This window comes from Cryobacterium sp. TMT2-4, assembly GCF_004402575.1.
Taxonomy (GTDB): domain Bacteria; phylum Actinomycetota; class Actinomycetes; order Actinomycetales; family Microbacteriaceae; genus Cryobacterium; species Cryobacterium sandaracinum.
In genome coordinates, this window is record NZ_SOGE01000028.1 from 39177 (window position 1) to 64549 (window position 25373).

Below are 25373 nucleotides of genomic sequence, written 5' to 3' on the forward strand. Positions count from 1 at the left end.
CATCTTGAGAACCGCCCCAGCAGGCTCTGATGGCGTGCGATCAGGCATCCTCAGGTCGACGCCCCAGCGTCAGCCCAAAAAGGTTCGGCCGCCAGATCTGGGCCTGGCGTTCATCATGGTTGACGGTGACCAGCTCAGCCCGGTCGATTGCTTGGTTGGATCCTCGGGCTTCCAGGGGGGTGCCTCCTGTGACTCCTCGTCGTGCTGCGGCCTTCTCACCGACGTGCTCTGCGATGAGGACGTCGATGGTGGCACCGCCGCGGGTCCACCGGTGCTGATGGCCCTCTGGGCTTTCACCGGCGGACTCGAAGCCGACGTCAACGGGAGCTTTAGTCAAACGATGCCGTCCTCATCGTCAATTGTCTCCCACTCGACGACGCGGCCGAGGGTCGGGACGGCGTCGGCCTTCGTGACCTCGAAGTTCAGCCACTTCGCGTCCCACCCATGCTTCAGTGCGACTCGTTCGGCGGCAGCGACGGAATCGTCCGAGCCGGGGCGGACGTGAAGGACATCCAGGTCCTGCGTGGTCCCCCGATCGAAGTAGCACAGGGCAAGTGCCGCACCGCCCACGAGCCGGATGCCGGCCACCTCACCCGAATTACGAAGCTCGGCGACGAGATCACGGAGGCCGATGATGATCGCGTTGCGGTCCAGCGCGGTGCCGGACATCAGACGCTCGCGAAGGTATCTGCCCATGCAAGAACGCCGCGTTCGGCGAACTCGTTCGGCACGTCATCACGTTCGGGCGCGGGGTCGGCCGGGTCGACCCGAAACACGACAGGTTCGGTCAGTGCGCGATCGGGGTTGTTGACCCATCCAGGCAGCGGGATGTTCTCTTGATTGAGTCGCCATGCCACGAGAGCCGCGATGGCGGCATCCCACATATGATCGCCGGTGGGTTCCGGCTCCGTCAGCCCAAGGATTCCTCGAACGAGTCCGTGTTCGGCGATGAGATTATCGTTCAACTGAAGCAAAGCCCGGAGCGCGCGGTCTGTATCCTTCGCTCGAAGATGCTCTCTGATCGCCTCTGCGGAGCTGGCAGCGTCATCACGACGCGTGGGAGCGGCATACAGGCGGTGTCCGGCGCCGGCGAGCAGCCGATCGACCGTGCTGTAGGCAGCATCCCGTCCACGCTCATGATGGGAGACGCTGGCCTGGTCAATGCCGGTTAGCTCTGCGAGTCTCGCTTGAGTGAGGTGTTTGCTCCGGCGAGCGGCGCGGACGAGAGTAGATGAAGCTGCCACAATCGTCTCCTCCTTATTTCCAATATGACTTGTGCCTCATATTCTAGTGTGCACTCGATGCAACCCGTGCCTGAAGGTCTGGCCTACACCGGCAGGATCGGCCTGCAGGGACAACATCAGCCTGGATTGACTGTGGACACACTCGCCCTCGCCTAGACGATTGGCTCGCGAATCCGCCGGGGCGCCTGGCACGTGAGTGGACGGTGGATGACTTCGATGCGGCAGCCGGCGTCAGCCGCCGCCAACTGGTGAATATTGAGCAAGGCGAAGCGAACCCCAGCCTTGTCGGTTACGACCGGGCCCGCCGCGGCGACCTCCTTGCCCACATCCAGGGCCTCGGTAGCCGCGCCCTCCCCTTCTGCCCCGACCAGCTCGCCTTCGACATCGACCTGCCGCTGCCTGACTTCTACCGGTCGGTCACTGCCCTCGACCTCCGCGGCCGCACCCAAACGGACGTGGAACTCCGTGACCTCGGCCTCGCCGTCAGCCAGCACCAGATGACCCGGTTCTACCCCCTCTTCAAAGAACTCGGAGTCACCCCCGCCTCAGAACTCGTCAACCTGCCTGGCGGCACCGAAGCCCTCGTCGCCGCAGTACGCCGCGCCACCCACACACCCCCAATGCGAAGCGGCAAACGCGTCGTCTTCCTCTCACTCGACGACGGCAGTGCACCGGTATCCAACGTGGTGTTCTTCCACGATGCCCAGGCTGCGATCGGGGCGTCCGTGTTCCGCACCCACTACGCGCTGATCCGCGGCCGGACCCGGCGCACCGGCGCCCGCGGCGTCTCAATGACCGGTGAGCAGATGTGGACCTGCTCGACGTGGCAGGGAAAGTCCGAGCACGTCAGGCTGCGGAACGGGCACGGGAACGGGCTGTGGTCGAGGCAGAGGCCGCGGACAACGTCATTCAGATGTGGAGGCGGAGGGCATGATTGACAGAGTTGCGGACGGGTCAGCGCGTTGACGTTCTCTGAGAACCAATCAGCACTGTTACTTCGCTTAGCGGGACTCTTCTGCGCGATGCCCATCGGAATGGACCAGTCCGGCCTTCAGTCGCCGGCCACAGTGGCCCGCCGGCGGCTGCGGCGACGCCTTGGGTGGGTGTGGTCGTGAACGGCACCGCGCTAAGCCTCAATCTGACCGCTGGATAAAGGATTAGTGTGGTGCCGACTCCCGGACCGCCGACAGTCTCGTCAGCCGAGGTGTCATCATTCGAGATTCTCTGTCGTGGTGCGGTGAAGGCGCAGTGTGACGAGCTGGAACGGGCGGAGCGAAAGCGAGATGGTTCGGTCTGGGCGCCCGATCACGGCGCTTGGCTCAGTCTCCCGCTCGAGCAGGTCGGTCTCCGTGACGTCCGACCAGCCGAATCCCGGAGCCAGATCACCGCGCGCACGCGCGCCCAGTGACTCGTAGAGCCGCACGATCACGTCGCCGGAACGGTCCTCCGCGAGCTTTACAGCCTCGACGACGATCGCCGGATTGGTCACGACGACCAGGGGTGCCACCGGGCCGGCTCCCCTTACCTCGCGCAAGGGCAGATTAACTCGATAACCCTCGTCGACGGCATCCGCGATCTCGGCACCGACGCGCAGCGAGACGACGAACTCCTGCTGGCCCTGATCCGAGGCCGGGTCGGGGAAGAGGGGCGCGCGCAGGAGGGAGACGCGTACGACGGTGCTCGTGCCGCCACCAGGCAATGCGGCGCGGCGGATGTCGTGCCCGTAGCTTGCGTCGTTGGCGACGGCGACACCGTAGCCCGGCTCGCCCACGTGAACCCAGCGGTGGGCAACAGTCTCGAACCGGGCGGAGTCCCAGGAGGTGTTCGCGTGGGTCGGCCGGTAGACATGTCCGAACTGCATTTCGGATGCTGCGCGGTCGGCATGAATCGCGAGGGGGAAGGCGAGCTTCAGGAGTTTCTGAGACTCGTGCCAGTCGATCGCTGTGTGGATGTCGAGGGCACCGGTCGCGCCGTTGAGTCGAAGGGTCTGGACCACGGATGAGGAACCAAAGGATCGGTTGACCCGCACCCCGAATCCGTCGTCCGTGACAGCGACGCTGGAAGCCTCGGTCAAGTCGCGCCCGACGTTCTTGTACGTCTCGTCGATGTCCCAGGCGTCCCACTGGATCGGGGTGTCCCGGAACAGCTGCAGCAGGTTGGCAGTCTCGCCGGCGGGGATGACTTCTCGGTCGGCGACGAGGTCGCGCATCGACACGATGAGTCCCCGATCGTCGATGACGATACGCACCCGGTCATTGGCAATCACCAAACCGGCCCCGCTTTCGGTGACCTTGGCCGCACCCGCCCTCGCCGCGGTCGCGGCGGAGAGGCCCGGGACGCCGTCGCGTGAGTTCGGTCCGGCGTTGAATGTGAGCGGATGACTGCCGCTGCCGGCCAGGACCTCGAGGGATCGGGTGATCTGTTCACCCAGAGTCTTCGCGACGGCCGCGTAGTTGCGCTCAGCCTCCTGGTGCACCCAGGCGATCGAGGTGCCGGGAAGGATGTCGTGGAACTGCTGTAGGAGCACAGTCTTCCAGACGTCGTCGAGGGCGTCGTACGGATACTCCGTACCTCGAAGGACTGTCGCAGCAGTGGCCCAAAGCTCTGCTTCTCGGAGCAGGTGTTCGCTGCGACGATTGCCGCGCTTCGTCTTGGCCTGGGAGGTGTAGGTGCCGCGATGGAATTCGAGGTACATCTCCCCCGACCAGACCGGCGCCTCGATGTACTCGCGGTGCGCGCTCTGGAAGAACTGCTCCGGCGTCGTCATGGTGACGCGTGGCGATCCCTCGAGGTCACGCGTACGGGCCGCAGCGGCCAGCATCTCGCGGGTTGGGCCTCCACCGCCGTCGCCCCACCCGAATGGCAGGAGCGAAGTAGTGCCGACCCCCTTTTCGGCGTACTGCCGCTCCGCCTTGGCGAGCTCCTTACCGGAGATTTCCGCGCTATAGGTGTCGACTGGGGGGAAATGAGTGAAGATTCTCGTGCCGTCGATGCCCTCCCACCAGAAGGTGTGATGCGGCATCCGATTGGTCTCGTTCCACGACATCTTCTGCGTGAGGAGCCAGCGAGATCCCGCCGCTGCCACAATCTGCGGCAGAGATGCGGTGTAACCGAACGAATCCGGAAGCCACACCTCGAGCGGCTCGACGCCGAGCTCCTCCATGAAGAACTTCTTGCCGGCGACGAATTGCCGTGCGAGCGCTTCACCGCCGGGCATATTCGTGTCGGACTCGACCCACATCCCGCCGACCGGAATGAATCGGCCCGCCGCCACCTGCTTCTTCACCCGCTCGAACAGTTCCGGATAGTAAACCTGCAGCCACGCGTACTGCTGCGCCGAGGAGGCAGCGAAGGTGAAGTCCGGGTCCTCGTCCATGAGCGCCAGAACGTTCGAGAAGGTTCGCGCGACTTTGCGCACGGTCTCGCGCACCGGCCACAGCCAGGCGGAGTCGATGTGGGCGTGACCGACGGCGGCAAGGCGGTGGGCACTCGCGTAGGCGGGACTGGCGAGCACGCCGACGAGCGTCGCACGGGCGGCCGCCGCCGTGCCCGCAACGTTGTCGGGATCGAGAGCATCGGCCATCCGTCCGAGCGCGTGCAGGATGTCGGCCCGTCGCGGAAGACTGTGCGGAAGCTCATTCATCAAGCCGATAAGGGTCCAGGTGTCCTGCAGGAGCTCCCATACGGCGACGTCAAGTTGTCCGAGTTCGAGCCGACGCAGAACGTAACTGGTCGAGTCGCCCGCTGTGGCCTTGTCGCCGAGCTCGGTAACGCCAAAGGTGAAAATACCGGCGATATTCGGATTGGCGGCCGCCTCGAGGTAGATGTCGACGGGCTCCCCAGCGTTTCCCGCCGGGATGTAGCTGTTGAGGGGTTCGATCGCTTTGATGATCACGCCGTCCGCCGTGTAGGCGGTGCCCTCGGCCTGGAAGCCCGGGAGCGTGGCGGAGAACCCGAGGTCGACGACGACCTCAGCCCGGGTGCCATCCTCGGCCCACTCGGCGGGCACACCTCCAGTGAGATGGAACCAGACGGTACCCCAGGGCTTGCCCCACGCACCGCCGACGGCGAAAGGCTCGTAGCTCTGCCCGATGGCCGCGTCGAAAGGCACCGGCTCGTCATCGACGGTCCAGGAAGCGATTGTCAGCGGGGCGGTTCGGCGATAGACGGCGGGCTTGATCCGTTCCCGGATGACGCGCTCGATTCGCGCTTCGAGGAGGACTCGATTGTCATGCATGGTGGCTCCTTAGCCCGCGATGGTCCTCGCCGCGCGGCGAGGCGTGATGGTGAGTTATCCCTTGACTGCGCCCGCGAGGGCGAACGAGCCGCCGATGCCGCGGGACACGAGAACGTACAGAACGATGGCGGGCACCGCATAGACCAGCGAAAACGCTGCGAGTTGTCCGTAGGCGATCGCGCCGTACTGGCCGAAGAAGCTGTAGATGCTGATCGCGGCGGGTTGCTTGCTCGGCGAGAGGAGCAGGATGAACGGCACGAAGAAGTTGCCCCAGGCCTGAAAGAAGACGAAGATACCGACCACGGCGATGCCCGGTCTCATCAAGGGAACCACGATCAGGCGCAGGGCTCCCATCGCCGATGCGCCGTCGATCCAAGCTGCTTCCTCGAGGGTGATCGGCACCGAATCCATGAAGTTCTTGGTCATGAAGATCGCGATCGGCAGAGACGAAGCGGCCATGAAAAGGATCGTGCCCGGGATCGAGTCCAGCAGATTGAACTGGACGAAAAGGCTGTAGACCGGCACCATGATTGCCGTGATCGGCAGCCCGGTCGCGAACAGCACCCCGTACATGAACGGCTTGTTGAATCTCGCCTGGTAGCGGGACAGCGGATAGGCCGCGAGCAGCGCGGCGACGATCGTGATACCTGCCGTACCGACGGAAATGATCAGGCTATTCCACAGCGGAAGGAACGTGAGTTCGGGAGTGAGAACAGCCGCGAAGTTGTCCAGCGAGAACTCTTCAGGAAACTTGGTCTGGTAGGTGGCCTTGTTGTCGACGGACGCGAAGATGAGCCAGCACAGGGGAAGAAGAAAACAGGCGCCGATCAGGACGAGAACGGCATTGGCGAGGAACCCGATCACGCTCTTCTTGGGGGAGGCTACCGAGACGGGCCGATCGGACTTCCGGGCCTCGGGCGGTGCGGCGATGACTGACATCGGCTAATCCTTCTGCGGACGCAGTGCCCGAATGTAGACGACGGAGAAGATCGCGCCGATGATGAGCATGACGGTGGCGATGGCTGTGCCATAGCCGATGTTGCTGAATCGGAATGCCTCTTTGTAAGCGAGGATCGGCAACGTTGTGCTGTCGTTGCCGGGCCCTCCCGCGGTCATCACGTAGATGAGGGTGAAGACCGACAATGTGAGCAAGCTGATGAGCATGGTGTTCGTCACGATCGTGTTCTTGATCATGGGAATGGTCACGAGAAAGAGGCGCTTGGAGCCGCCGGCTCCGTCGATCATTGCCGCCTCGGTAATCTCCGGCGGTACGTCGTTGAGGGCGGCCTGGTAGACCATCATCGAGAACGCCGTGCCACGCCACAGGTTCGCCAGGATGATCGCGAACATGGGGAAGCTATACAGCCAGTTGGGGCCGGTCATACCGAAGTTCGCCAAAATCTGGTTGAGGGTGCCGTCAGCACTGAAGTAGGCGTAGCAGACGAAGGCGGCGACGATCTCGGGCAGGATCCACGCGGCGACGATGATCGTGCCGACGGAAGCGGTTACCTTCTTATTGGCCTTCTGCATGAGAAGCGCGAGACCAAGGCCAAGGATGTTCTGTGAGATCACAGCGGAGCCGAAAGTGAAGATCGCGGTCAGCCAGAGCGAGAGGGGAAAAACGGGATCGTTGACGAGCTTGACGTAGTTGTCGAAGCCGATCCACTGGGGGTTGCTCGCGTTGACACCGGTGAGCGACGCATTCGTGAACGACCCGTAAACCGACCAGATGATCGGTCCGGCGAGAAACGTGATCATGATGAGAATCGCCGGCACGAGCGGGATCATCCGCACGGCCTTGACAATTCCGCGCACCCGGCGGCGGCGGGAACCCGAGTTCGGTTCCGGCCGCCGCACGTGTGTGTCCTGCGGTGCGAGCACTTCTGCAGTCACTGTGTTCCTGTTCCCGTTTTATCTGTGGGCGCGCACCTGGGTGTCTCGGTACTGCTACTTCTGGATGACGCCCTCGGCACCGACGATCTCTTCGATTGCCTTGTCGTAGGCTGCGGCCGCTTCCTCGGGAGTTGCCTTGTCGGTGATGACTGCCTCGTTGGCCTTCTGGACCTCGGCTGAGATCTGGTTGTAGTCAGCCGTCGCCGGACGGAAGTTCGTCACCTCGACGATGTCGGTGACGGTCTGGACGAAGGGGTTGGCGGCAATGTAGCTCTCGTCGGCGGCGACATCCTTGCGAACGGCAATCTGCGAGTTCTCGTTGTCGTATGCGAGTGCATTGTCCTTGCTCAGCGCCATCGCCATGAAGTCGAAGGCAAGCTGCGGGTCGGCAGTTTTAGCTCCGACTGCGAGTGTCCAGCCGCCTGACATGCTAACGCCGCCCGGCTTCTGGCCGTTCTGGGTCGGGAACACCGTTGCGCCCATGTCGTCGACGTACTCGGGCCACTCGTAAGAGCCACCGGTCTGCCAGAACGAAGGCGTGTAGGAGCCCTCGATCGTTGCGCCGAGAGTCGCGTTTGGGAACATTTCCCCGAAGATGCTCTTCCAGATGTTGGGATCGAGCGCCTGTGCCGGAGTCAGAGCGAGTTCCTCGGAGTAGAGCTCGTCGACGAAGGTGAGGGAGTCGATGAACCCCTGCGAGCCAGTGACCCACTTCGAGGTTTCCGAGTCGTAGAGCGAATCTCCCCCGAGTTCGGTGCCATAGAGGAGTTGGTAAAAGCCCTGCATGTTCGAGCCCTCGCCGGTGCCTGTTCCAGCGTAGAAGTTGAACGGCACGACGTCAGGACTGCTCGCCTTGATCTGGCGTGCGGCCTCCATGACGTCGTCCCAGCTCTTCGGCTCCCAAGGGAGAGCGATTTCGGCCGCCTCGAAGACGGGCTTGCTGTACCAGATCGCACGAGTATCGGTACCGAGGGAGACGGCATAGATGCTTCCGTCGTCGCCCTCGCCTGCCACCTTGGCGGCGTCGGTGAACTGGTCCCAGTCCTCCCACTCGGAGACGTACTCATCCAGGTTGAGGAGGTACCCGGCATCCGCGTCCGCTCGCAACGCATTGGTGTCTTCGTAGAAGATGTCCGGTGCGGTCTCGGCCGAGCGCTGTGAGAGGGCGAGTTTGGTTTTGTAGTCGTCATCTGTTGCTGCGATGGGCTGCAATTCGACGGTCACGCCCTCGTTGGCGGCCTCGAAGTCCGCCTTGGCGGTTGTGAAAAGCGTGTCGAGAGCGGTGAAGGCGTCGGTCTTGATGTAGGCGACCTTGAGGACCTTGTCTTCGCCCTCGGATGGCGCCGATCCGGCCGTGCATCCGGTGAGTGCTACCAGTCCGCCGATCGCGAATGCAGATAGGGCGATTGCTGCTCTTTTCTTCATGGTGCTCCCCTTTGCTCCAAGTACAGATGGTCATGCGGAATGTGGTGCCGACGCACTGGAGAGAAGAGGATGCCTCGCTGCCGTGCCTCGATTTAATAGTACATCGATTAGATAAACCAGCATCAAGGTTTGACCGGGCGTGTCTTGCCGAGTTCCGCACTCGCTCAGGACAGAAGGAGCGCTCTGGGATTCGGAGCGAGTGCGCGATCCAGCACCAGGCAGGCTGCCCCAATCGCCCCTACGTCCTCCCCCACCGTTGATCCCGCCACTGAGATTCGGTGGATGCTTCGCGTGGCGCGGAGCTCTTCGAGCAACTCGGGGATCCTGCGGAGGTAATGTCCTGAAAGGCGTGCCCAGAAGGGGCCGCCGAGTACCACGCGATCGACGTCGAGTAGGTTCGCGATGATAGCCACCGCTTTCGACATCCGTACGGCTGAGCGCTCCACGATCTCGATCGCGGTCGCGTTGCCCGCCTCAGCGGCCGCACACAGCTCCGTGAACCGCGAATCGACAGTGCGAGTGTCGTTGGCGCCCCAAGCATCGTCGAGGACGCCCAAGCGCTCTGCTTCCTGGACGAGTGCCTGGGGCGTACAGGTCACAGCGATGCACCCGCGCAACCCACACAAGCACTTCGGGCCTGCTGGATCGGTGACGATGTGCCCGACCTCTCCTGCGTTTCCGGAGCTTCCCCGGACTACTTCGTCGTGCATTACGAGACCGACCCCGATGCCGGTGCCAAGGTAGAAGAAGGCAAAGCTGCCCAATCCGGATTCCCCACCGGCCCACATCTCGGCGATCGCCGACGCGGTTACGTCCTTGTCGAGGATCGAGGGAAGCCCGACGCCCGACTGGAGCGCGTCCCGCAGCGGAACCCGATGCCATCCGATCAGGTGCGGCGGGTCGACCACCGTACCCAGCACATTGTCGATCGGCCCGGGGGCCGCAATGCCTACCCCGCCGATCCGTTCCCGCGGCACTCCTGAGTCGTCGATTAGCTGCTCGAGCGCCTCGACGATCCGTTCGATGATGAGGGTCGGGTCCATCACCGCTGGGGTCGGAAAACTCGACCGTCTCACGACGCTGCCGGTGAGATCAAGCATTACGAAGGTCACGACCGTCGGATCGACGTGAACTCCGAGCGCGTAGCGCCCGCCGGGATTGAGCCGCAACATCGTGCGGGGTTTACCGGGCCCCGTGCCCGCCTTGCCGGCTTCCTCGATGAACCCGCTGTCAAGCAGGCGCCTGGTGATGTTTGAAATGGTCTGGGGAGAAAGCCCGGTAGAAGTCACGAGCTCGACGCGACTCAGGCCGGTGGCGGATCGACGGATGGCGTCGAGAATAACCGACTGATTGAAATCGGCCATCGCCGGGAGGTTCGTACCCCGACGCGCCGTCACGTCCTTCTGGTCGCTCATGTCACGACGTTAACGCGTCGACGCAGATCTTCGATGACGAGAAGCTTCTCAGCCTTGTTGAGCAGAGCGCAGTCTCTATTGGTCGGCATGAACTCGATGTTAGTAGCTGGCCGTAGGGGGCCATCTGGATGCCGCCACTGGCCGCCGAGTTGCACGACGCGGCCAGCGGCAGTCCTGGTTTGCTCGACCCGCCCGCCGGGCCGCGCGCGAGCCTCCAACACAACAACATCCGACCCGGCGTTCATCAGGTCCCGGGCAGCGCTCAACCCAGCAAGGCCAGCTCCACGGGCGACAGTTACGACAACGCCATGGCCGAAGCGTCTGAGTCTGCCATCCGGCCACCGGCCTCGCTGCTACGCGTTCAGCGCGATGGTCAGCCGTTCGATTCCGAGGTCAGCCCCGTCGATGACGGGGATGATTGTCCCATCTATGCGGATGGCCCCGATCGCGTTACCGAGCAGCTGGCGGTCCCGCTTGCTCATCTGCACGGCCAGCTGGTCTCCACGGGTGACCAGGGTGCTGAGGACGGCGAAATCTATGAGATGCCGCTTGACGCCCTGGTCAAGCGGTGCGGTGAATGCGGCAGCTTTGAGGACGAGTGCTCCGAGCAGGTTCGGCCGCCAGATCTGGGCCTGGCGCCCGTCATGGTTGACGGTGACCAGCTCGGCTCGGTCGATTCCTTGGTTGGATCCTCGGGCGTCCAGGGTGGTGCCGCCTGTGACTCCTCGTCGTGCTGCGGCCTTCCCACGGACGTGCTCTGCGATGAGGAGGTCGATGGTGGCATCGCCGCGGGTCCACCGGTGCTGATGGCCTTCTGGGCTTTCACCGGCGGACTCGAATCCGATGTCAACGAGGGCCTTGGTGACCTGATGGAGGATGGTCGGCTGCGCGCGCACATCCAAAACAGCATCCGCGTCGTCGGTCGGCCGATTCGGCGTGGTGTCGCGTTCGACGCACCAGAGGTGCACCATCTGGCCGCCAACCAGGCACCAGTTATTCGGCACCTTCTCGGATAGGTCGAAAAGGGCGTGCCAAGCCAGCGAGGACCTCTGACCGAGTACCGGCATGTCGATGACGGTCATCGGTTGCTCAGCAGTTCCTTGATCCGCTGACTTTCGCGTGGCCCGGCGTGGTCGGCGAGGTCAGCGAGGACAAGGCCCAGCGGCGCTCGCCCGTCGGCGTCAGCTTGGACACGAGCCAGGTGGAGCCAGACATTCGCATTCTTCGCCTTCACCAACAGGTACTCGTTGATGAGCTGCTGGGCGATCTCGGGGTCAACATACGCTTCAACCTCATGTTCGCTGCTAAGCCCCGCGCGGTCGTCACTGATTCCGGAGAGGACTATTCGCTTGTCGCTGCGGAGGTCACCGAGATCATCGGCGTTCGCGTGCAAGGCACGGACCGGTGCGCGATTCCGGAGCCAGCTGGCAAGGAGGAGGGCCGGCGCATTGCTTTCTGCCAGGGCAGCGCACTTGCGGTTCAGGAGCCAGCGAGCCTTCGCCTCCATGTTCTCGGGTTCGACGCCCGACAGCAGAGCGATGAGCGACCATGAGTTGGCCGGGCTCAGCGGGCGGGAGAGCGGAGGCTGTCGACGGAGCTCCGACTCGTCGATTCCCCAGCTTGAGCCGATCTTCTCGGCATCGACCTTGCCCTCGCGGATCAGCTGGTGCACGCGCGCGACAGAGATGTCCTGGCGGGCGGCGTACTCTTTTACACTCAACATGTCACAAGGGTACAACCGCTGAAACCCTTGTGACAAGCGACAGCACCAAATGAATGTGTCAGGCTCGTCCAGATGAGGGACGGCCCAACTGACGGCCCCGCAGCGCGACCACCTCCGTCGCGCCCTTGTCCGCCAAGCCCCTGTGCAGTCCTGTCACACGAGGTTTCTGGGTCATGACGGGGGGAACCGGCGCACAGTCGTGGAATGACCGCGGACCCGACGCGGTCCATGACGCTGACCGGCGCACCGCGCGTCACCTCGGCAGCAGCGTCGCCAAGCTCGGGCAAGTCGCCATCTAAACTGAGATTGGTACCCACGGAAGGAACCTCAATGAGCATGGAAGGCGCGGCCTGGAGCTCGCTGCACAAGATCTCGACCGCCAGGGACGGCAAGCGCGGCTTCTCCCGTGAGTCCGTGCGGCGGATCATGACGTTCGCGGTGCCCTACCGGTCCAAGCTGCTGATCTTCATCGCCCTCTCTATCGTGGGAGCTTTCCTCGCGGTCGCGACGCCGGTACTCGCCGGCCAGGTGGTCGACGTCATCGTCGCCCAGGGCGAGGTCACCACGATCGTTTGGCTCGCCGTCGTCATCGCCCTCGTGGCCGTGGCCGACGCCGCCGTGTCACTCGTGACGCGCTGGTACTCGGCGCGGATCGGCGAAGGCGTGATTTTGGACCTCCGCACCTCCGTCTTCAACCACGTGCAGAAGATGCCGATCGCGTTCTTCACCCGCACGCGGACGGGCGCCCTCGTGAGCCGCCTCAACAACGATGTGATCGGCGCCCAGCAGGCCTTCAGCGGCACGCTGTCCGGCGTGGTTACGAACCTCGTGGCGCTGATCCTCACCCTGATCGTCATGCTCAGCACGTCCTGGCTCGTGACGGTTCTCGCCGTGATCATGCTCCCCATCTTCCTGGTACCCGCCCGCCGCATGGGCAGCCGCCTCGCCGCGCTGCGCCGCGAGGCCGCCGATCACAATTCCGCCATGAGCACGCAGATGACCGAGCGCTTCTCGGCGCCCGGCGCCACCCTCGTCAAGCTGTTCGGTCGGCCCGACGAGGAGGCCGAGGAGTTCCGCGTCCGCGCCGCCCGCGTCCGCGACATCGGGGTCCGGACCGCGATGCTGCAGTTCGTCTTCTTCACCGCCCTGATGCTCGTCTCCGCTCTCGCCCTCGCGCTCGTCTATGGGCTCGGCGGCTTCCTCGCACTCGCCGGCCAGCTGAATACCGGTGACGTGGTCACCCTGGCGCTCCTCCTCACCCGCCTCTACGCGCCGCTCACCAGCCTCGCAAACGCACGGGTGGAGATCATGAGCGCGGTGGTCAGCTTCGAGCGCGTCTTCGAGGTGCTGGACCTCGACCCGCTCATCAAGGAGAAGCCCGACGCCGTCGCCGTCCCCGAAGGCCCAGTGGCCGTCGAGTTCGACAACGTCCGCTTCGCCTACCCCTCCGCGGACAAAGTCTCCCTCGCCTCTCTCGAGGAGGTTGCCACGCTGGACACCCGAGGCGGCGAGGAGGTGCTGCACGGCGTGTCCTTCAGGATCGAGCCGGGGCAGACCGTTGCCCTCGTTGGTACGTCCGGTGCCGGCAAGTCCACAATTGCGCAGCTCCTCTCGCGCCTGTATGACGTCGACAGCGGCGCCGTGCGCCTCGCGGGGACGGATGTCCGCGATGTCACTTTCGTCTCCATGCGGCACACCCTGGGCATGGTGACGCAGGACGGCCACCTGTTCCACGAGACCATCCTCTCCAATCTGCGCCTCGCGAGACCGGAGGCGTCCGACGACGAGGTGTGGGACGCCGTCCGCCGTGCGCGGCTCGAGCCGCTCATCCGGTCCCTGCCGGACCAGCTGGACACCATGGTCGGTGAGCGCGGCTACCGACTGTCCGGGGGCGAGCGCCAGCGGATGACCATCGCGAGGCTCCTGCTCGCCCAGCCGCGCGTCGTCATCCTCGACGAGGCGACGGCGGCGCTGGACTCGACGTCTGAGGCCGCCGTGCAGGCGGCGCTCAGCGAGGCGCTCGAGGGAAGGACGGCGATGGTGATCGCACACCGCCTCTCCACCATCCGCAGCGCAGACCTGATCCTCGTGGTTGAGGACGGCTCGATCGTGGAGCGCGGTACGCACGAGGAACTGCTGGCTGTGGGTGGGCGTTACGAGGAATTGCACCGGACCCAATTCGCCGTGCAGAAGAATGATGCGGCCGATGAGGAAGCACTGAGCCGGACCTAGTCGCTGGGCTCGGTACCCCTGCCCCGAGCGCCTCGGAAAGTCGTCTCATCACGTTTCGTTTAATGGGGACTGATGACGACTTGATTGACTCTGACGAGCTCCAACGAGTCAACTGGACCCGGGGCAGTACCGCACGCCCCATTCGAACTGCTCCACGCCACGCCGGCACGAGCCCGTGGCCTGACAGTACGCTTGGGTCACCAGGCCCCAGAGGCGCTGAGGCGCTGAGGAGGCACCATGTTCAAGCCATCTCGATCAATCACCACGGCCATGCCGTCGGATCTCGCTATCTCGCGCGCTGCGGCCCGTCGCCCGCTTGAAGAGGTTGCAGCCGACATGGGCATCGGTCCACACCTGCTGGAACCGCACGGAAGTGCAGCGTCGAAGATCTCCCTCGATGCGATCGATGAGCTCCGTGACCGTCCACGGGCCAAGTATGTCGTCGTCACCGCAATCACGCCGACTCCACTCGGGTCGGGCAAGACGACCACCGCGGTCGGGCTCGGTCAGGGCTTCCGGCACATCGACAAGCTCGGGATCGTCGCGATACGGCAGCCGTCGATGGGGCCGACGTTCGGCATCAAGGGCGGAGCCGCTGGTGGCGGCTACGCTCAGGTGGTCCCGATGGAGGCACTGAACCTGCACCTGACCGGCGACACGCACGCCGTTACCGCGGCCCACAATCTATTGTCGGCGATGATCGGCAACCACATCCACAAGGGAAACCGTCTCGGGTTCGACCCCCATGAGATCACCTGGCGACGTGTCCTCGACGTCAACGATCGCGAGCTGCGCACCATCATCACCGGGCTCGGCGGTCCTGACGACGGCAATCCGTTCCAATCCGGTTTCGACATCTCCGCAGCCAGCGAGGTGATGGCGTTGTTGTCGCTGTGCACGTCGTTGCGGGATCTCCGTGAACGGATGGGAAGAATCGTCGTCGGCTACAACCGCGGCGGCGAACCGGTGACCGCCGAGATGCTCAAGGCGGCCGGCGCCATGACCGCGATACTCAAGGACGCCATCAAGCCGAACCTGATGCAGACCGTGGAGCAGACGCCAGTGCTCGTCCACAGCGGTCCGTTCGGGAACATCGCCACCGGTAACTCCTCGGTCGTCGCCGATCTGATCGGCATCCATGCCGGCGACTACCTCATCACCGAGGCGGGGTTCGGTGCAGACATCGGCGCGGAAAAGTTCTTCAATATCAAGTGCCGTGCCTCCGGGCTGGCACCGGATGCCGCCGTCATCGTCGCGACCGTGCGTGACCTGAAAACTCACTCAAACAAGTACCGGGTCGTCGCCGGCCGACCGCTGCCACCGGAGATGCTCGCCGAGAATCCCGACGATGTCATCGCCGGGGCAGCGAACCTGCGCCGGCAGATCGCCAACATCCGACGGCACGGAGTGACGCCGGTCATTGCGGTGAACGCATTTCCCACCGACTACGACAGTGAGCATCAAGCGATCATGGACGTCGCGGCAGAGGAAGGTGTGCGCGCGGCGATCAGCTACCACTTCACCGAAGGCGGCAGGGGTGCGGTCGAGCTGGCCGAGGCGGTTGCGGAGGCCTGCGCTGAACCGTCGGGCTTCCACCGGCTCTATCCCGACGAACTTCCCTTGGTCGATAAGATCGATGTGATCGCGCGCGAGATGTACGGCGCCGACGGCTTGGACCTCTCGCCTCTGGCAGCTCGGCAACTCGACAAGTACGAGCGGGCAGGCTTCGGCAGCCTGCCGGTGTGCATCGCCAAGACACACCTGTCCCTGTCGGCCGACCCCAAAATCAAGGGAGCACCCACCGGGTGGCGACTGCCGGTGCGTGAGGTGCGTGCGTCGATCGGGGCCGGGTTCATCTATCCCATCTGCGGCGACATGCGCACCATGCCTGGTCTCTCGTCCGCACCGGCAGCCGAACGCATCGACATCGACGACAACGGCGAGATCGTCGGGTTGTCCTGATCGGCGGACCCGGCCGGGCACCCGGAGGACGGAGGTTCCAAGGCCGGCGCTCGGTCGCAGCCAGAACTATCCAAGTCACGGCGTGAGCCCCACAGCCGCGATCATGAGAATCCCTGCGCCGAGTTCCACGTTTGCCGCGGCCCAGGCTCTCGACGACGCGAACCCACCAGGGTCACCGAGGCACCCGTCGAAGCCGACCAAGCGGGCCGCCACACACCCGGAACCAAAGGCGAGCGGCATCGTCCAGAAGAGATGCAGACTGTATCGGCCAAATTAATTCCGCATGGACCGAAGGCAATTCTTTGCTTCTCGCGGCTGTGTCGACATGCCGCAAGACTAGGAGCAGCACGCCACGATCTCCGGCAATCTGGACCAACGAGACCGCATCGTACGTTGAAGGTTCTTCTTACGGGAAGACAATGGAGCCGTCGATTGACGACTCACTTTCTTCCATGCGCGCCTGCCACATTAGTCAGCGCAGGTCAATGACCACTGCTCGATCGAATCTGTTCCGCACAAAAGGACCGAGTCCGGCCATGATTACCTGCCTGCGCCACACGGCTATGCACGGGACGCTCGCTGCTCGCGACATCTGTCTATTCCTGGTCTTTTGCGAATGCCCGGTCGAGGAGAGCCGCGGTCGCCGGGTTCATTAGCTCGCTCCGCTGAATGTAGTGCTCCACCGTGATCTTCGTGTCCATGTGGCCGAGCAGCTCTGCGGCGAGTTCAATGCTGGCGTTGGCGTTGACCGCAGTCGCAACCGTGCGGCGGAACATGTGCGGGGTAACGCCCTCGATTCCTGCTCCCCCGAGCACGTGACACAACTGACGACGCACGTTCGCTGTGGTCAGCGGGGTGCCCGTCCCCGGGACTGGAACAGCAGTTCATCCAGACCCATGCTGCCGACTTTGGCGAGCGGCATCGGCGGTGAACGTGGGCAATGCCACGACGCGACGGGATTTGGCCGTTTGGGGTGGTCCTGCAGGAAGGTCAGCTCACCGTTGCGACTGACAATCGTCCCGGCGAGGCGGATGGACGGTACGGCGCTCGTGATATCGACGTCCCTGCGCCCGACGCGGCGTCGCCTTCTGCCGCAGTGCTCGTGGCCGGCTTCTGGACTCAGCTCTTCCCGAATATCCCCGCTGTCCATGGCGAGATAGTGTTCTTTTCATCGCCAGAAGGTGCTATCACCTTCTCGCGCAGCAGCCCAATGCGAGGGCTGCTGGTTGGCCTTCGGGCGAGACAAAAGGGCGCAAGAGTTAAGGCCGCCACGCGTTCCCCGCCAGCGGATCGCAGCTGTCGACTTTGCCCGGCGGCAGCTCCGATCCTTCAGGCCATCGGGTCGTCTCGGTCCAACAAACGCCCGTTAGCTGCACGACCCCCTGGAAATCGACGGTACTGAAATCGACATCATCAAGATTCGAACCAGTCAGGTCTACATCCCTTACGAGCGCGCCGGCGAAGATCGCTCCGCGCAAGTTGACCTCTCGCATAACCGTCCCATCAAAAAAAGCGGCCGTGAAGTCCGACTGGGACAAATCAGAGCCGGTGAAGTCCGATCCCAGGAACTGTGCGCCGGAGAAGTCATTTTTCGAATAAGACTCGAGGCCTCGATTCAAGTTGCGGGCTGAGGTTAGGTTGAACTGCGCCTTGCGAAAGTTGCTGCTAGTCAGTTCGGCGTCGTCGAGATTTGCATAGTTAATGTCTGCCTCTGGCATCGTCGCACTGACGATGCGGGCGGAGGTCATCGTCGTATTGCTCAGGTCGGCGTCGGTTAGATCTGCGCTTGTGAAGTCCACGCCGGACAACATCGAACGGGATAAATCGGCTCGCGGAAGGGTTAGCCCGGCCAGGTTCTGATCCTTCAGGTCGAGCCCGCTGAGGGGCGTATACCTCCGTGCCTCGAAATCGTCTGCCGCGGCTTCTTCGTCGACAACGTCGGCCGCCGCCCTGGTTTCAGCCAACGTGGCCGAGACAGAAATATCCCTAATGAAGCGAAGGTTCTCGACCCGCGCATCCCGCAATGCTCGTTCGTCGTCAATCAATTTCTGCCCCAGTAGCGACAGGCCGCCAACCAAAATTGCTACCATGAAGGCTATACCAAGATCCCTCACCCACCACTTCGAATCATCGGCTTTCAGCATCCGCTTCACCACCGCCACCATGCCCTCTCACGTCGCCCGGCGACTCTTTGAAGTCGCCGATAAATCGAAGCCGGCATCATTGATGCAACTGATACCAAGTTGCGCTCGAATATACAAGCGCATGCACAGGTGCGCGATGGGTCGTACTCTTCAAGCGACGACATCCACCCCCAAGTCAGATCGCGCTGACGCGTCTTGATTTGGTCCATCGGTACGACCTCGATCAGCTCGGCTCCGCATCCAGTTCCGGGCGTCCCACCCGTGCGATGACGAACTCGAGCATGAGGCACGCAGAACCCCAGATGAGAGGGAGCCGCCTCGGTGGCAGCACCGCGTTTAGTCCTCGTCTTTTGCGAATGCTCTGTCGAGGAGAGCCGCGGTCGCCGGGTTCACCAGCTCGCTCCGTTGGATGTAGTGCTGCACCGTGATCTTCGTGTCCGTGTGGCCAAGCAGCTCTGCGGCGAGTTCGATGTTGGCGTTGGCGTTGACCGCGATCGCAACCGTGCGGCGGAACATGTGCGGGGTAACGCCCTCGATTCCTGCTCCCCCGAGCACGTGACGCAATTGTCGACGCACGTTCGCGGTGGCCAGCGGTGTGCCGTCCCGGGATTGGAACAGCAGTTCATCCAGGCCCATGCTCCCGGCATTGGCAAGACGCCGGCGAACCGCGTCGGCGGTGAACGTGGGCAGTGCCACAACGCGACGCGACTTGGCGGTTTTGGGGTGGTCCTGCCGGAAGGTCTGTTCGCCGTTGCGGCTGATAATGGTGCCGGCCAGGCGTATGGACGGTATGGCGCTGGTGATGTCGATGTCCCGGCGGCGGATGGCCAGCACCTCGCCGATTCGGGCTGAGGTGCCGAGCATGACCTCGATGATCGCACCCAGTTGCCCGTCGGGCTTGGGGCCGGAGATGTGATCGGCGGCGCTCTCCCACTGGGCGATCGCCGCGCGGATCACGTTCACCTCGGGGCCGTGAGCGCATCGGGGAGATGCGGCTCGCGGTACAGGCGGGACACGTGATCCATCGGATTGCTAGGGAGAATCTCATGACGAACTGCCAACTCAAGCGCCAGCCGTAGAACGACACGACCTTGCTTGGCCCGGCTGTGGGAGAGCTTCGCCAGCTGCTTGATGAAGTGATCGCAACGAGCGACACCTATCTCCCGCAGCGTGAGACTGCGGAACACGGGGAGCACGAGCGTGCGCATGTTGCGCTCGTACAGATTCCGGGTCGTTCTCGAGATTCGATTTTCCATATCGATGTCCTCGAGCCAGTACGTCGCCAAGTCCTCGAACGAGCTGTCCGGCGTCAGCGACGTGTTCGTCGGCTGCTGCAGGTATCTCGTCGTGAGCTTGCTCTTCAGCGATCGCTCAGCAGCCCGGGCGGTGTCGCCGGTGGCCTGAACCTGGCGTGTCTGACCGTCCCAGTCCCGGTAGCGGGTCCGAGCCTCGAATCGGCCGGACGGCGCCACCCGGATGGTGATGTCCCCGAAGGTGCTGATCGTCAACCGTGGCCGCGACACTTCAGCTCACCGCCGATCGGTGCGCCGCGGCGGGCTGGACGGCTCCCGCTGCTCGGCAATCCAGGCCCGCACGTCGGAGATGGCGAACTTCAGGTGTTTGCCGAACCGGTAGGCCGTGGGGCCTTTGCCGTGCACACGCCAGTCGTAGACCGTGGAGATCGGTATGCCCAAGTAGGACGCCAGCTCGTTGATGTCCATCAAGGGTTCCAGACCCCACGCGTCGGTAGAGGGGGTATCGGAGGAGGTTGGGTATTCGTTGTGGATGCTCATACCCAGAAGGTGCGCACCGCAATCCCGGAATATCGGGATGGACCGAAAACGACGTCGGCGCCTCGGATGGGAAGGCCGTTTCAACGGCTCCGGAAAGGAGTAAAAGATGGGTTTGTGATGGGGTAGTCAAATCTCTAACCAAAAAAGTCCCGGAAACCCTTGAGTTTCCGGGACATTTGGTGGGCCGTTTGCGAAAGCCAGCAGGGCGCGGATTGGCAGAGACTGTGGATCTCGTTTTCCCACGCAGTCCTCACTCTTTTCCTCCAGCGAGGCCCGGGCCGACCTCTGACTCGGATCGGATCGAGCGCGAGGCGCGAGGCGCGAATTCATTTGCCGCTCAGCGGTGTCGACGACCAGTGCAGCTTGTTTGAGGTGGGATAGGGCGATCGCTTCGTTCGCCGATCGAATTCAGCTCCGTCGCGTAGATCAGAGTCGGGCGGGCACCCTCGGCACGATCAGACTTGGCCAGTTCCTCGACCAGCCTCTGCCTGACCGACTCCGTTACCTCGAAGAGGAACTCATCCACAGCTTCCAAGAGTTTGAGGAAGCGGCTCACCATTGGTGGCGGCAGTGTCCGAGAATAGGTCGTGACGTCACACCACTCACCCCTAGTGTCGGGCCAGCCCCCGCCTTCATCCCATGCCAGCTGCACGCCTAAGCTCATCCTCGCCATAACCGAACGTGTAGTCCTCATCCATGCCGTTCGAAAGCCAGATGTTTGCGGCATCCCAAACGCTCAGCGAGTCGCCGCCGGAATCGTCCGCTGCGTCGTGGTCCTCCCCGATCATGCAACGGCAATCCTCCCCGTACTGGGAGGAGCCCCCGTCAATCGTGTAGTACTTCTGATGCTTTGGTCCTGTGGGCATGCCGCCGCCACCTTTCTGATACCCATACAGGCAAGACTGCGCGAGCGTCCTCTTTCAGGACGCACGAGTGCGCAATTATCTTTGAACTAGATATGCCTTTAGGCTCGGGAATCCACTGGCACTGGGCTTGTCCCAGGATGACGATCTGGCCCAAGACGATCAGTGCGAGTCGACTTCTTTTCGCGAGCCCCTTAACCGATCCCAGTCGGCATCGGTGTCGGCTACGACGCCCGTTTCTTGAGGCCGCACGAAGAGCATTCCAACCAGTTAGTGCTGATCCGCTGAAGCGTATGGGTGCCGCAATCCGGGCACTCGTGACCTTTCGCCATTGGATTTCCTTTCGTTGGATGCGCCGCCCCGAGAGCGAGCCGCCGACAACTAATAGTAAGCCAGTCTTGTATTCATTGGCTCGACACGCCGACGCTGACCAGGGTTTTTAAAACTAATGGTTGGGCGCGAGAGAACCATAGAGGCTGCAACGCCGACCGGACGGCGAGGCGATCGACTTGCTGCTCTGCTCTGAGCGTCGGAACTGGACCTGCTCCTCGCATCCGACATAGCGTCGGCGAGCGGAACCCGGAAACGACGACGAATCCGATCAGGACGAGATCGATTGAGCATGCCGCGAACACGGCAACGACTGGAGTATGAGCCGTGCGGCGAGTTCGATGCCGGCGTTGTCGTTGACCGCGGTCGAATCCGCGCAGGGGAACATGTGCGTGGTCACACCGTCAATCCCGACTCCGCTGTGCACCTGTCGAACGGACGACGCACGTGCGCGGTGGTCAGCGAGTCAGCGGAGAGCCGTCCCTTGACTGGAGCAGGAGTAAATCCCGGCCTATTCTCCCGACAGTGGCAGATCATGGCCCGTCAGTGGCGGCCTCAGGAGTCGATTGTCCGGAGGAGGCCCGCTTATCTGACTTGCGCCTCAATATCGAACCGATCGCGTCGGTAACCCCGGAGGTCGCACCCTTGATCGCGGCGCTGGCATTCTCGGCAGCAGCCACCGCCCGCGGCTTATCAGGGATACCGTCGCCGTCGATGTCAACCGCGCGGAAAGATTCGGTGGCCCGGTCGAAGGTTTCGGCCCCAAAGCGCCCGGCAACAGTGACCCCTCCCGATGCAGACGCAAGAACTTTGTCTCGCGCCTCAGAAACGGCGTGGCCCCACCGCTTCGCGGTCTCGGACTCATGGCGTGATGCGATCCCGAGCCGCGCACGGAATTCAAGAAGGCCGACCGCGACTTTGTTACTTGATTTCACTGCGGCTGGGGAGTCGAACGGGTTGAGAAGTACCGCAGCGTTTGCGCGTTGCACGGTCTCGTTCATCTGGGAGAGAATGCGTGCCGTGCTGCGGGCGATGAGTTCGACACGATTCTGACGGGCCCTAGCCAGTCCGAATCGGTGAGTCTCCAAATCAGCAGGTGCAGCGTCGAGCACTCGGTCGAGTTCGAGTATTGAGACCCCGTCCTGGAGTTGGACCGTCCGCGCTAGGACCGCGAGCCATTCATGCACCTTTGGCTCGGCTGCTTTGGTCGCTTTGGCGATTTCACCGAGATCTGCTTTCTTCTCGAGCTTTTCGGCGATGCTGTCGAGTTGGCGGAGCGAGTAGCCCTGCGTGCGCGCGAGCGTCATCCCGCAGGCTTGCACCTTCGACCAGGTAACCTCGGAGACCCGCCCGACGTGGTTACGCACAGTTAGGGCGTCTTCGATGATCAGGTCAACGCCGATCATGTCGGCTAGCACTGCGTCTTTCTGGCTCCGCAGGATGTCGTCGACCTTTTCGTCGAGTTCCCGGAGATACTCGACTATCTCGTCCATCTGCTGCTGCATCGCGCGCTGCTGCATCATCGTGGACAGCGCGGTCAGAGCAAACGGCCCGCTGAGCAATACGGTCGGGTTTGCGATCTGAAGCCACTGCTTGATGTCGCCGGGCTTACCGATCATCGCGTGGCTGACCCCGCCGGTTTTCGTCGACATCAATCCGAACTTCTTGATGGCTTCGGCCGACTCGGCGGTCAGCTTCACCCAACGACCGGAGTTCGCAGCGAGATCCGCGCCTACTTGCGCGGCCGCCGCGCCCGTGCCCGAGAACGACCAAAGCCGATGAAGATCAAGCTCCCGCGACGGAGCCTGGTCTAGCCCCGTCGAAAGTAGAAACCGCTCGATATCGGCTGCAGCCCCAAGAGCCACGAGACCGTCCCCGTCGCTCACCAGTTCGATCTCGCTGCTCATCGCTACTCCTGTCGCTCGTGTGATTCCCTCTTACCCTAGGGCGAATAAATAGCACTGTCCCCAAGGTGAACGGCTCCATCTTCCCGTTTGACGGACGATGTCGTGGATGTGGCCACTGTGGTCAGCGCGTAGCCGACAGCGCCAATGCCCACCCGTGGGCAGAACGGAGGGCCATTGACAGTCACCGGAGGCACTCTCTAGGTTCGTAAGTGCCCGATCTCTCGTGCACTGCGCTCCTCGTCGACGTATACAAGGTGAGGGTCCGTACGTGAACGAACGGTTCTTCATCTTGCTAAAAACGCCATCGCAGAGGGACGGTTCCAATGGTCGACGCACTCACGGCAACTGATCAGGCCATCGTTCGAGCGACAACACGGACTCGATTGACGCGGAAAATCTTGTAAGCCGAGAGGGCTGGATCCGAATCTGTGCTGTCCGAGGTCGCCACTACCGCGCCGTTGACGAGGAAGCGTGGCAGGATCTCTGCGCCAAGCGCGGATACTTGCAGCTCCGACGTAATTCGCGCGGGTTCTGAAGAGCGAGCTGAGTTGGCCGGCGCGCCCTTCTGCTTAGTGAATCGCTGCCCAGTCGGGGGCTTCTCGACTCTCTCTAGTGCCGCCCCATCGTATGCTCGGGTGATGACGACGTCCTCGATTCCCGACAGCAACGGGGTCACCGAGCAGGCAGCCCCCTCACTCGCATTTGCCAGGGACGGCACGGAAGACCGCGCGATCGGGTTCACCCTCAACGGGATACAGCATGAGCTTGCGCGTGCGACCGTGTCAGCGCGACTCACGGAGGCGGCCCCAGAAGTCATCCTGAAGCATGCAGTTCGCGTCAACGCCATCTGGTTCCCGGTCATGCAAGCATTCGAGACGGCGACCGGCATTCCCCGGGCAGATTTCAAGTCTCGGGCCGCTAGGAGACACCTCGCGACCCTTGGCTACGAGATCCGTGGCGAGATCAGTCCACCCGCTTCGGAGCCCGCCGACGTGTCAGCCACATCACCATCACCGGTGGTCGATGAGTCGTGGCACACCGAAGCGAACGTTCAGTCGGCAATCGTCGCCTGGTTGGCGGGTCGCGGGTGGCGCATTCTGTCGGTGGCGAACACTGCGACGAGGGAACGCGGCATTGACGTCGTCGCAGCGCGGGGAGACGAGACCGTTGGTATCGAGGTCAAGGGCTACCCGTCCCGGGGTTATGCCGATCCGGCCCGGGCCACCGAATCGAAGCGCACCTCACCGAGCACGCAAGCGGGTCACTGGTACGGGCAGGCCCTGCTCGCTGCGATGAAACTGCGCGGGAAGCAACCCGGCGTCCACAGCGTCGTTGCCCTTCCGGACTTCCTTCGTTATCGAACGCTCTACGCCGAGACGAAGTCGTCCCTCGACGCGGCGGGCATCTCGATCTGGTGGGTGGATTCCCAGCAGGCCGTCACCGCGGACGGCTGTAACCCCGAGCTCTGAAACCGTCAAGCCGCCCGAGGGTTTGGCCGATAGGACCGGTTATGTCAGCACGGCCGAAACCCGCCAGTAGCCGCTCAGCCGCACTCCCCCACCCGCGCTCCCCCCACGTGCCGGGAGCCGGGGTGGCGCGCCGCGTTAAACGTCCGCGCCGTATCGCCGGGTTCGGACCAGCCAGTCCTGGTAGCTGAGCAGCGTCGCCTTTGCTGCCTTCCGGGCGCCATACTCGTTGCGCCAGGCCCGGACCCGCCCCTGGACGTAGTCGAGATAGTAGGCTGCGTTGGTCGACCATTCCGGACTGTAGCTGAGCGCGTCCCCGGCCCACGACGGCGCGACATCGATCCACGCCACACCGCCGGCACCGTTGCCGATCGCATCGAAAATCGAGTGGTGCAGATGCCCCCACCCCGCGGGGTGAGCTCGCGAACCCGGCGCACCGACGCGTAGGCCCGGGTCATCGCATCGTTCCACGCGGCCTCATCACACTCCGCTTCGAGCCGGACGAGCAGCTGACGGAGTTCAGGGATCCAGGACAGCAAATCCACCGCCGCCTGACGCCTCAGCCTGTCTTCGCAGTGTCTGCGTATGGCATTAGAGCAGGCAGAAACGAATCCCTTGATCGCAGGCCCGCCGAGTCCCCCAGCCACATGTACATCTCCTGTTCTTCCCCCAGGTTCTAATCAGCCGCCACCGACAGCCCACGCGCTGGTGGGACTCTGCGCCCTACGTACTCCCTCTG

The 25373-nt window shown here is 63.3% G+C and carries 24 protein-coding genes and 1 pseudogene; 5 read left to right on the forward strand and 20 right to left on the reverse strand.

Annotated elements, in window-relative coordinates; translation table 11 throughout:
• Positions 1-40: 40 nt before the first annotated feature.
• The 3 genes from E3O54_RS08125 to E3O54_RS08135 are packed head-to-tail and all read right to left on the reverse strand — an operon-like array spanning position 41 to position 1244.
• Positions 41-337, reverse strand: coding sequence for a hypothetical protein (locus E3O54_RS08125; protein WP_134373135.1), 297 nt, complete (start codon positions 335-337; stop codon positions 41-43).
• Positions 334-696 carry a hypothetical protein gene (locus E3O54_RS08130; protein WP_134373132.1) on the reverse strand — a complete coding sequence of 121 codons (363 nt, stop codon included), beginning with the start codon at positions 694-696 and terminating at the stop codon, positions 334-336. The genes E3O54_RS08125 and E3O54_RS08130 overlap by 4 nt, the downstream gene beginning before the upstream one ends.
• Positions 669-1244 carry a helix-turn-helix domain-containing protein gene (locus E3O54_RS08135; RefSeq protein ID WP_198411455.1) on the reverse strand — a complete coding sequence of 192 codons (576 nt, stop codon included), beginning with the start codon at positions 1242-1244 and terminating at the stop codon, positions 669-671. Before E3O54_RS08135 ends, E3O54_RS08130 begins: the two co-directional genes overlap by 28 nt.
• A 203-nt stretch (positions 1245-1447) precedes the next feature.
• On the opposite strand from E3O54_RS08135, the gene E3O54_RS08140 reads away from it, so the two are divergent.
• On the forward strand, positions 1448-2182 hold the full coding sequence (locus tag E3O54_RS08140) for a hypothetical protein (protein ID WP_104100423.1): 735 nt from the start codon (positions 1448-1450) through the stop codon (positions 2180-2182).
• Between the two features lie 272 nt (positions 2183-2454).
• On the opposite strand, the gene E3O54_RS08145 is transcribed toward E3O54_RS08140, so the two are convergent.
• The 8 genes and pseudogenes from E3O54_RS08145 to E3O54_RS08180 form a co-directional block, all read right to left on the reverse strand.
• The gene (locus E3O54_RS08145) at positions 2455-5481 is read right to left on the reverse strand and encodes a glycoside hydrolase family 38 C-terminal domain-containing protein (RefSeq protein WP_134401360.1); all 3027 of its coding nucleotides are present in this window, start codon (positions 5479-5481) and stop codon (positions 2455-2457) included.
• 54 nt (positions 5482-5535) lie between these two features.
• Positions 5536-6420, reverse strand: coding sequence for a carbohydrate ABC transporter permease (locus E3O54_RS08150; RefSeq protein ID WP_134341891.1), 885 nt, complete (start codon positions 6418-6420; stop codon positions 5536-5538).
• Between the two features lie 3 nt (positions 6421-6423).
• Positions 6424-7374: a carbohydrate ABC transporter permease gene (locus tag E3O54_RS08155; protein ID WP_369827953.1), complete on the reverse strand. Its 951-nt coding sequence runs from the start codon at positions 7372-7374 to the stop codon at positions 6424-6426.
• Between the two features lie 54 nt (positions 7375-7428).
• A complete protein-coding gene (locus tag E3O54_RS08160; RefSeq protein WP_104100420.1) occupies positions 7429-8799 on the reverse strand; it encodes an extracellular solute-binding protein in 1371 nt (456 codons plus the stop codon).
• 164 nt (positions 8800-8963) lie between these two features.
• The gene (locus tag E3O54_RS08165) at positions 8964-10214 is read right to left on the reverse strand and encodes an ROK family transcriptional regulator (protein WP_241976797.1); all 1251 of its coding nucleotides are present in this window, start codon (positions 10212-10214) and stop codon (positions 8964-8966) included.
• A 128-nt stretch (positions 10215-10342) separates the two neighbouring features.
• A pseudogene (locus E3O54_RS17140) lies at positions 10343-10486 on the reverse strand (FAD-dependent oxidoreductase); the annotation flags it as partial.
• Between the two features lie 81 nt (positions 10487-10567).
• Positions 10568-11296: a hypothetical protein gene (locus tag E3O54_RS08175; protein ID WP_134401361.1), complete on the reverse strand. Its 729-nt coding sequence runs from the start codon at positions 11294-11296 to the stop codon at positions 10568-10570.
• Positions 11293-11937 (reverse strand): helix-turn-helix domain-containing protein, encoded by a 645-nt coding sequence (locus E3O54_RS08180; RefSeq protein ID WP_104194499.1) that lies wholly within the window; start codon positions 11935-11937, stop codon positions 11293-11295. The genes E3O54_RS08175 and E3O54_RS08180 overlap by 4 nt, the downstream gene beginning before the upstream one ends.
• 173 nt (positions 11938-12110) lie before the next feature.
• Here E3O54_RS08180 and E3O54_RS17145 point away from each other — a divergent pair, with 173 nt between their 5' ends.
• The 3 genes from E3O54_RS17145 (at position 12111) to E3O54_RS08190 (ending at position 16131) form a co-directional block, all read left to right on the forward strand.
• Complete coding sequence (locus tag E3O54_RS17145) at positions 12111-12236, forward strand: hypothetical protein (RefSeq protein ID WP_255408687.1); 126 nt, start codon at positions 12111-12113, stop codon at positions 12234-12236.
• Between the two features lie 31 nt (positions 12237-12267).
• A complete protein-coding gene (locus E3O54_RS08185; protein WP_104100417.1) occupies positions 12268-14169 on the forward strand; it encodes an ABC transporter ATP-binding protein in 1902 nt (633 codons plus the stop codon).
• Between the two features lie 237 nt (positions 14170-14406).
• A complete protein-coding gene (locus tag E3O54_RS08190; protein WP_198411456.1) occupies positions 14407-16131 on the forward strand; it encodes a formate--tetrahydrofolate ligase in 1725 nt (574 codons plus the stop codon).
• A gap of 596 nt (positions 16132-16727) precedes the next feature.
• On the opposite strand, the gene E3O54_RS16875 is transcribed toward E3O54_RS08190, so the two are convergent.
• The 8 genes from E3O54_RS16875 to E3O54_RS08215 all read right to left on the reverse strand — a co-directional run bounded on the left by E3O54_RS16875 (position 16728) and on the right by E3O54_RS08215 (position 23168).
• Complete coding sequence (locus tag E3O54_RS16875; RefSeq protein WP_233194054.1) at positions 16728-16946, reverse strand: tyrosine-type recombinase/integrase; 219 nt, start codon at positions 16944-16946, stop codon at positions 16728-16730.
• Positions 16947-16978: 32 nt separating this feature from the next.
• Entirely contained in the window at positions 16979-17281 is a 303-nt protein-coding gene (locus tag E3O54_RS16880) for a hypothetical protein (RefSeq protein WP_241976798.1), read from the reverse strand.
• Between the two features lie 109 nt (positions 17282-17390).
• The gene (locus E3O54_RS08200) at positions 17391-18275 is read right to left on the reverse strand and encodes a pentapeptide repeat-containing protein (RefSeq protein WP_241976809.1); all 885 of its coding nucleotides are present in this window, start codon (positions 18273-18275) and stop codon (positions 17391-17393) included.
• Positions 18276-18611: 336 nt separating this feature from the next.
• Positions 18612-19238, reverse strand: coding sequence for a site-specific integrase (locus E3O54_RS16885; RefSeq protein WP_241976799.1), 627 nt, complete (start codon positions 19236-19238; stop codon positions 18612-18614).
• A complete protein-coding gene (locus E3O54_RS16890) occupies positions 19235-19783 on the reverse strand; it encodes an N-terminal phage integrase SAM-like domain-containing protein (protein WP_233194056.1) in 549 nt (182 codons plus the stop codon). The genes E3O54_RS16885 and E3O54_RS16890 overlap by 4 nt, the downstream gene beginning before the upstream one ends.
• A gap of 21 nt (positions 19784-19804) precedes the next feature.
• On the reverse strand, positions 19805-20068 hold the full coding sequence (locus E3O54_RS08210; protein ID WP_241976800.1) for a helix-turn-helix domain-containing protein: 264 nt from the start codon (positions 20066-20068) through the stop codon (positions 19805-19807).
• Between the two features lie 632 nt (positions 20069-20700).
• Positions 20701-20856 carry a hypothetical protein gene (locus E3O54_RS16300; protein ID WP_166805222.1) on the reverse strand — a complete coding sequence of 52 codons (156 nt, stop codon included), beginning with the start codon at positions 20854-20856 and terminating at the stop codon, positions 20701-20703.
• Positions 20857-21794: 938 nt separating this feature from the next.
• Entirely contained in the window at positions 21795-23168 is a 1374-nt protein-coding gene (locus E3O54_RS08215) for a hypothetical protein (RefSeq protein ID WP_134401363.1), read from the reverse strand.
• A gap of 638 nt (positions 23169-23806) precedes the next feature.
• Between E3O54_RS08215 and E3O54_RS08220 the strand changes: the two genes are divergently transcribed.
• Positions 23807-24637 (forward strand): hypothetical protein, encoded by an 831-nt coding sequence (locus E3O54_RS08220; RefSeq protein WP_241976801.1) that lies wholly within the window; start codon positions 23807-23809, stop codon positions 24635-24637.
• A gap of 135 nt (positions 24638-24772) precedes the next feature.
• On the opposite strand, the gene E3O54_RS08225 is transcribed toward E3O54_RS08220, so the two are convergent.
• On the reverse strand, positions 24773-25105 hold the full coding sequence (locus tag E3O54_RS08225) for a hypothetical protein (protein WP_134401364.1): 333 nt from the start codon (positions 25103-25105) through the stop codon (positions 24773-24775).
• Positions 25106-25373: the final 268 nt, after the last annotated feature.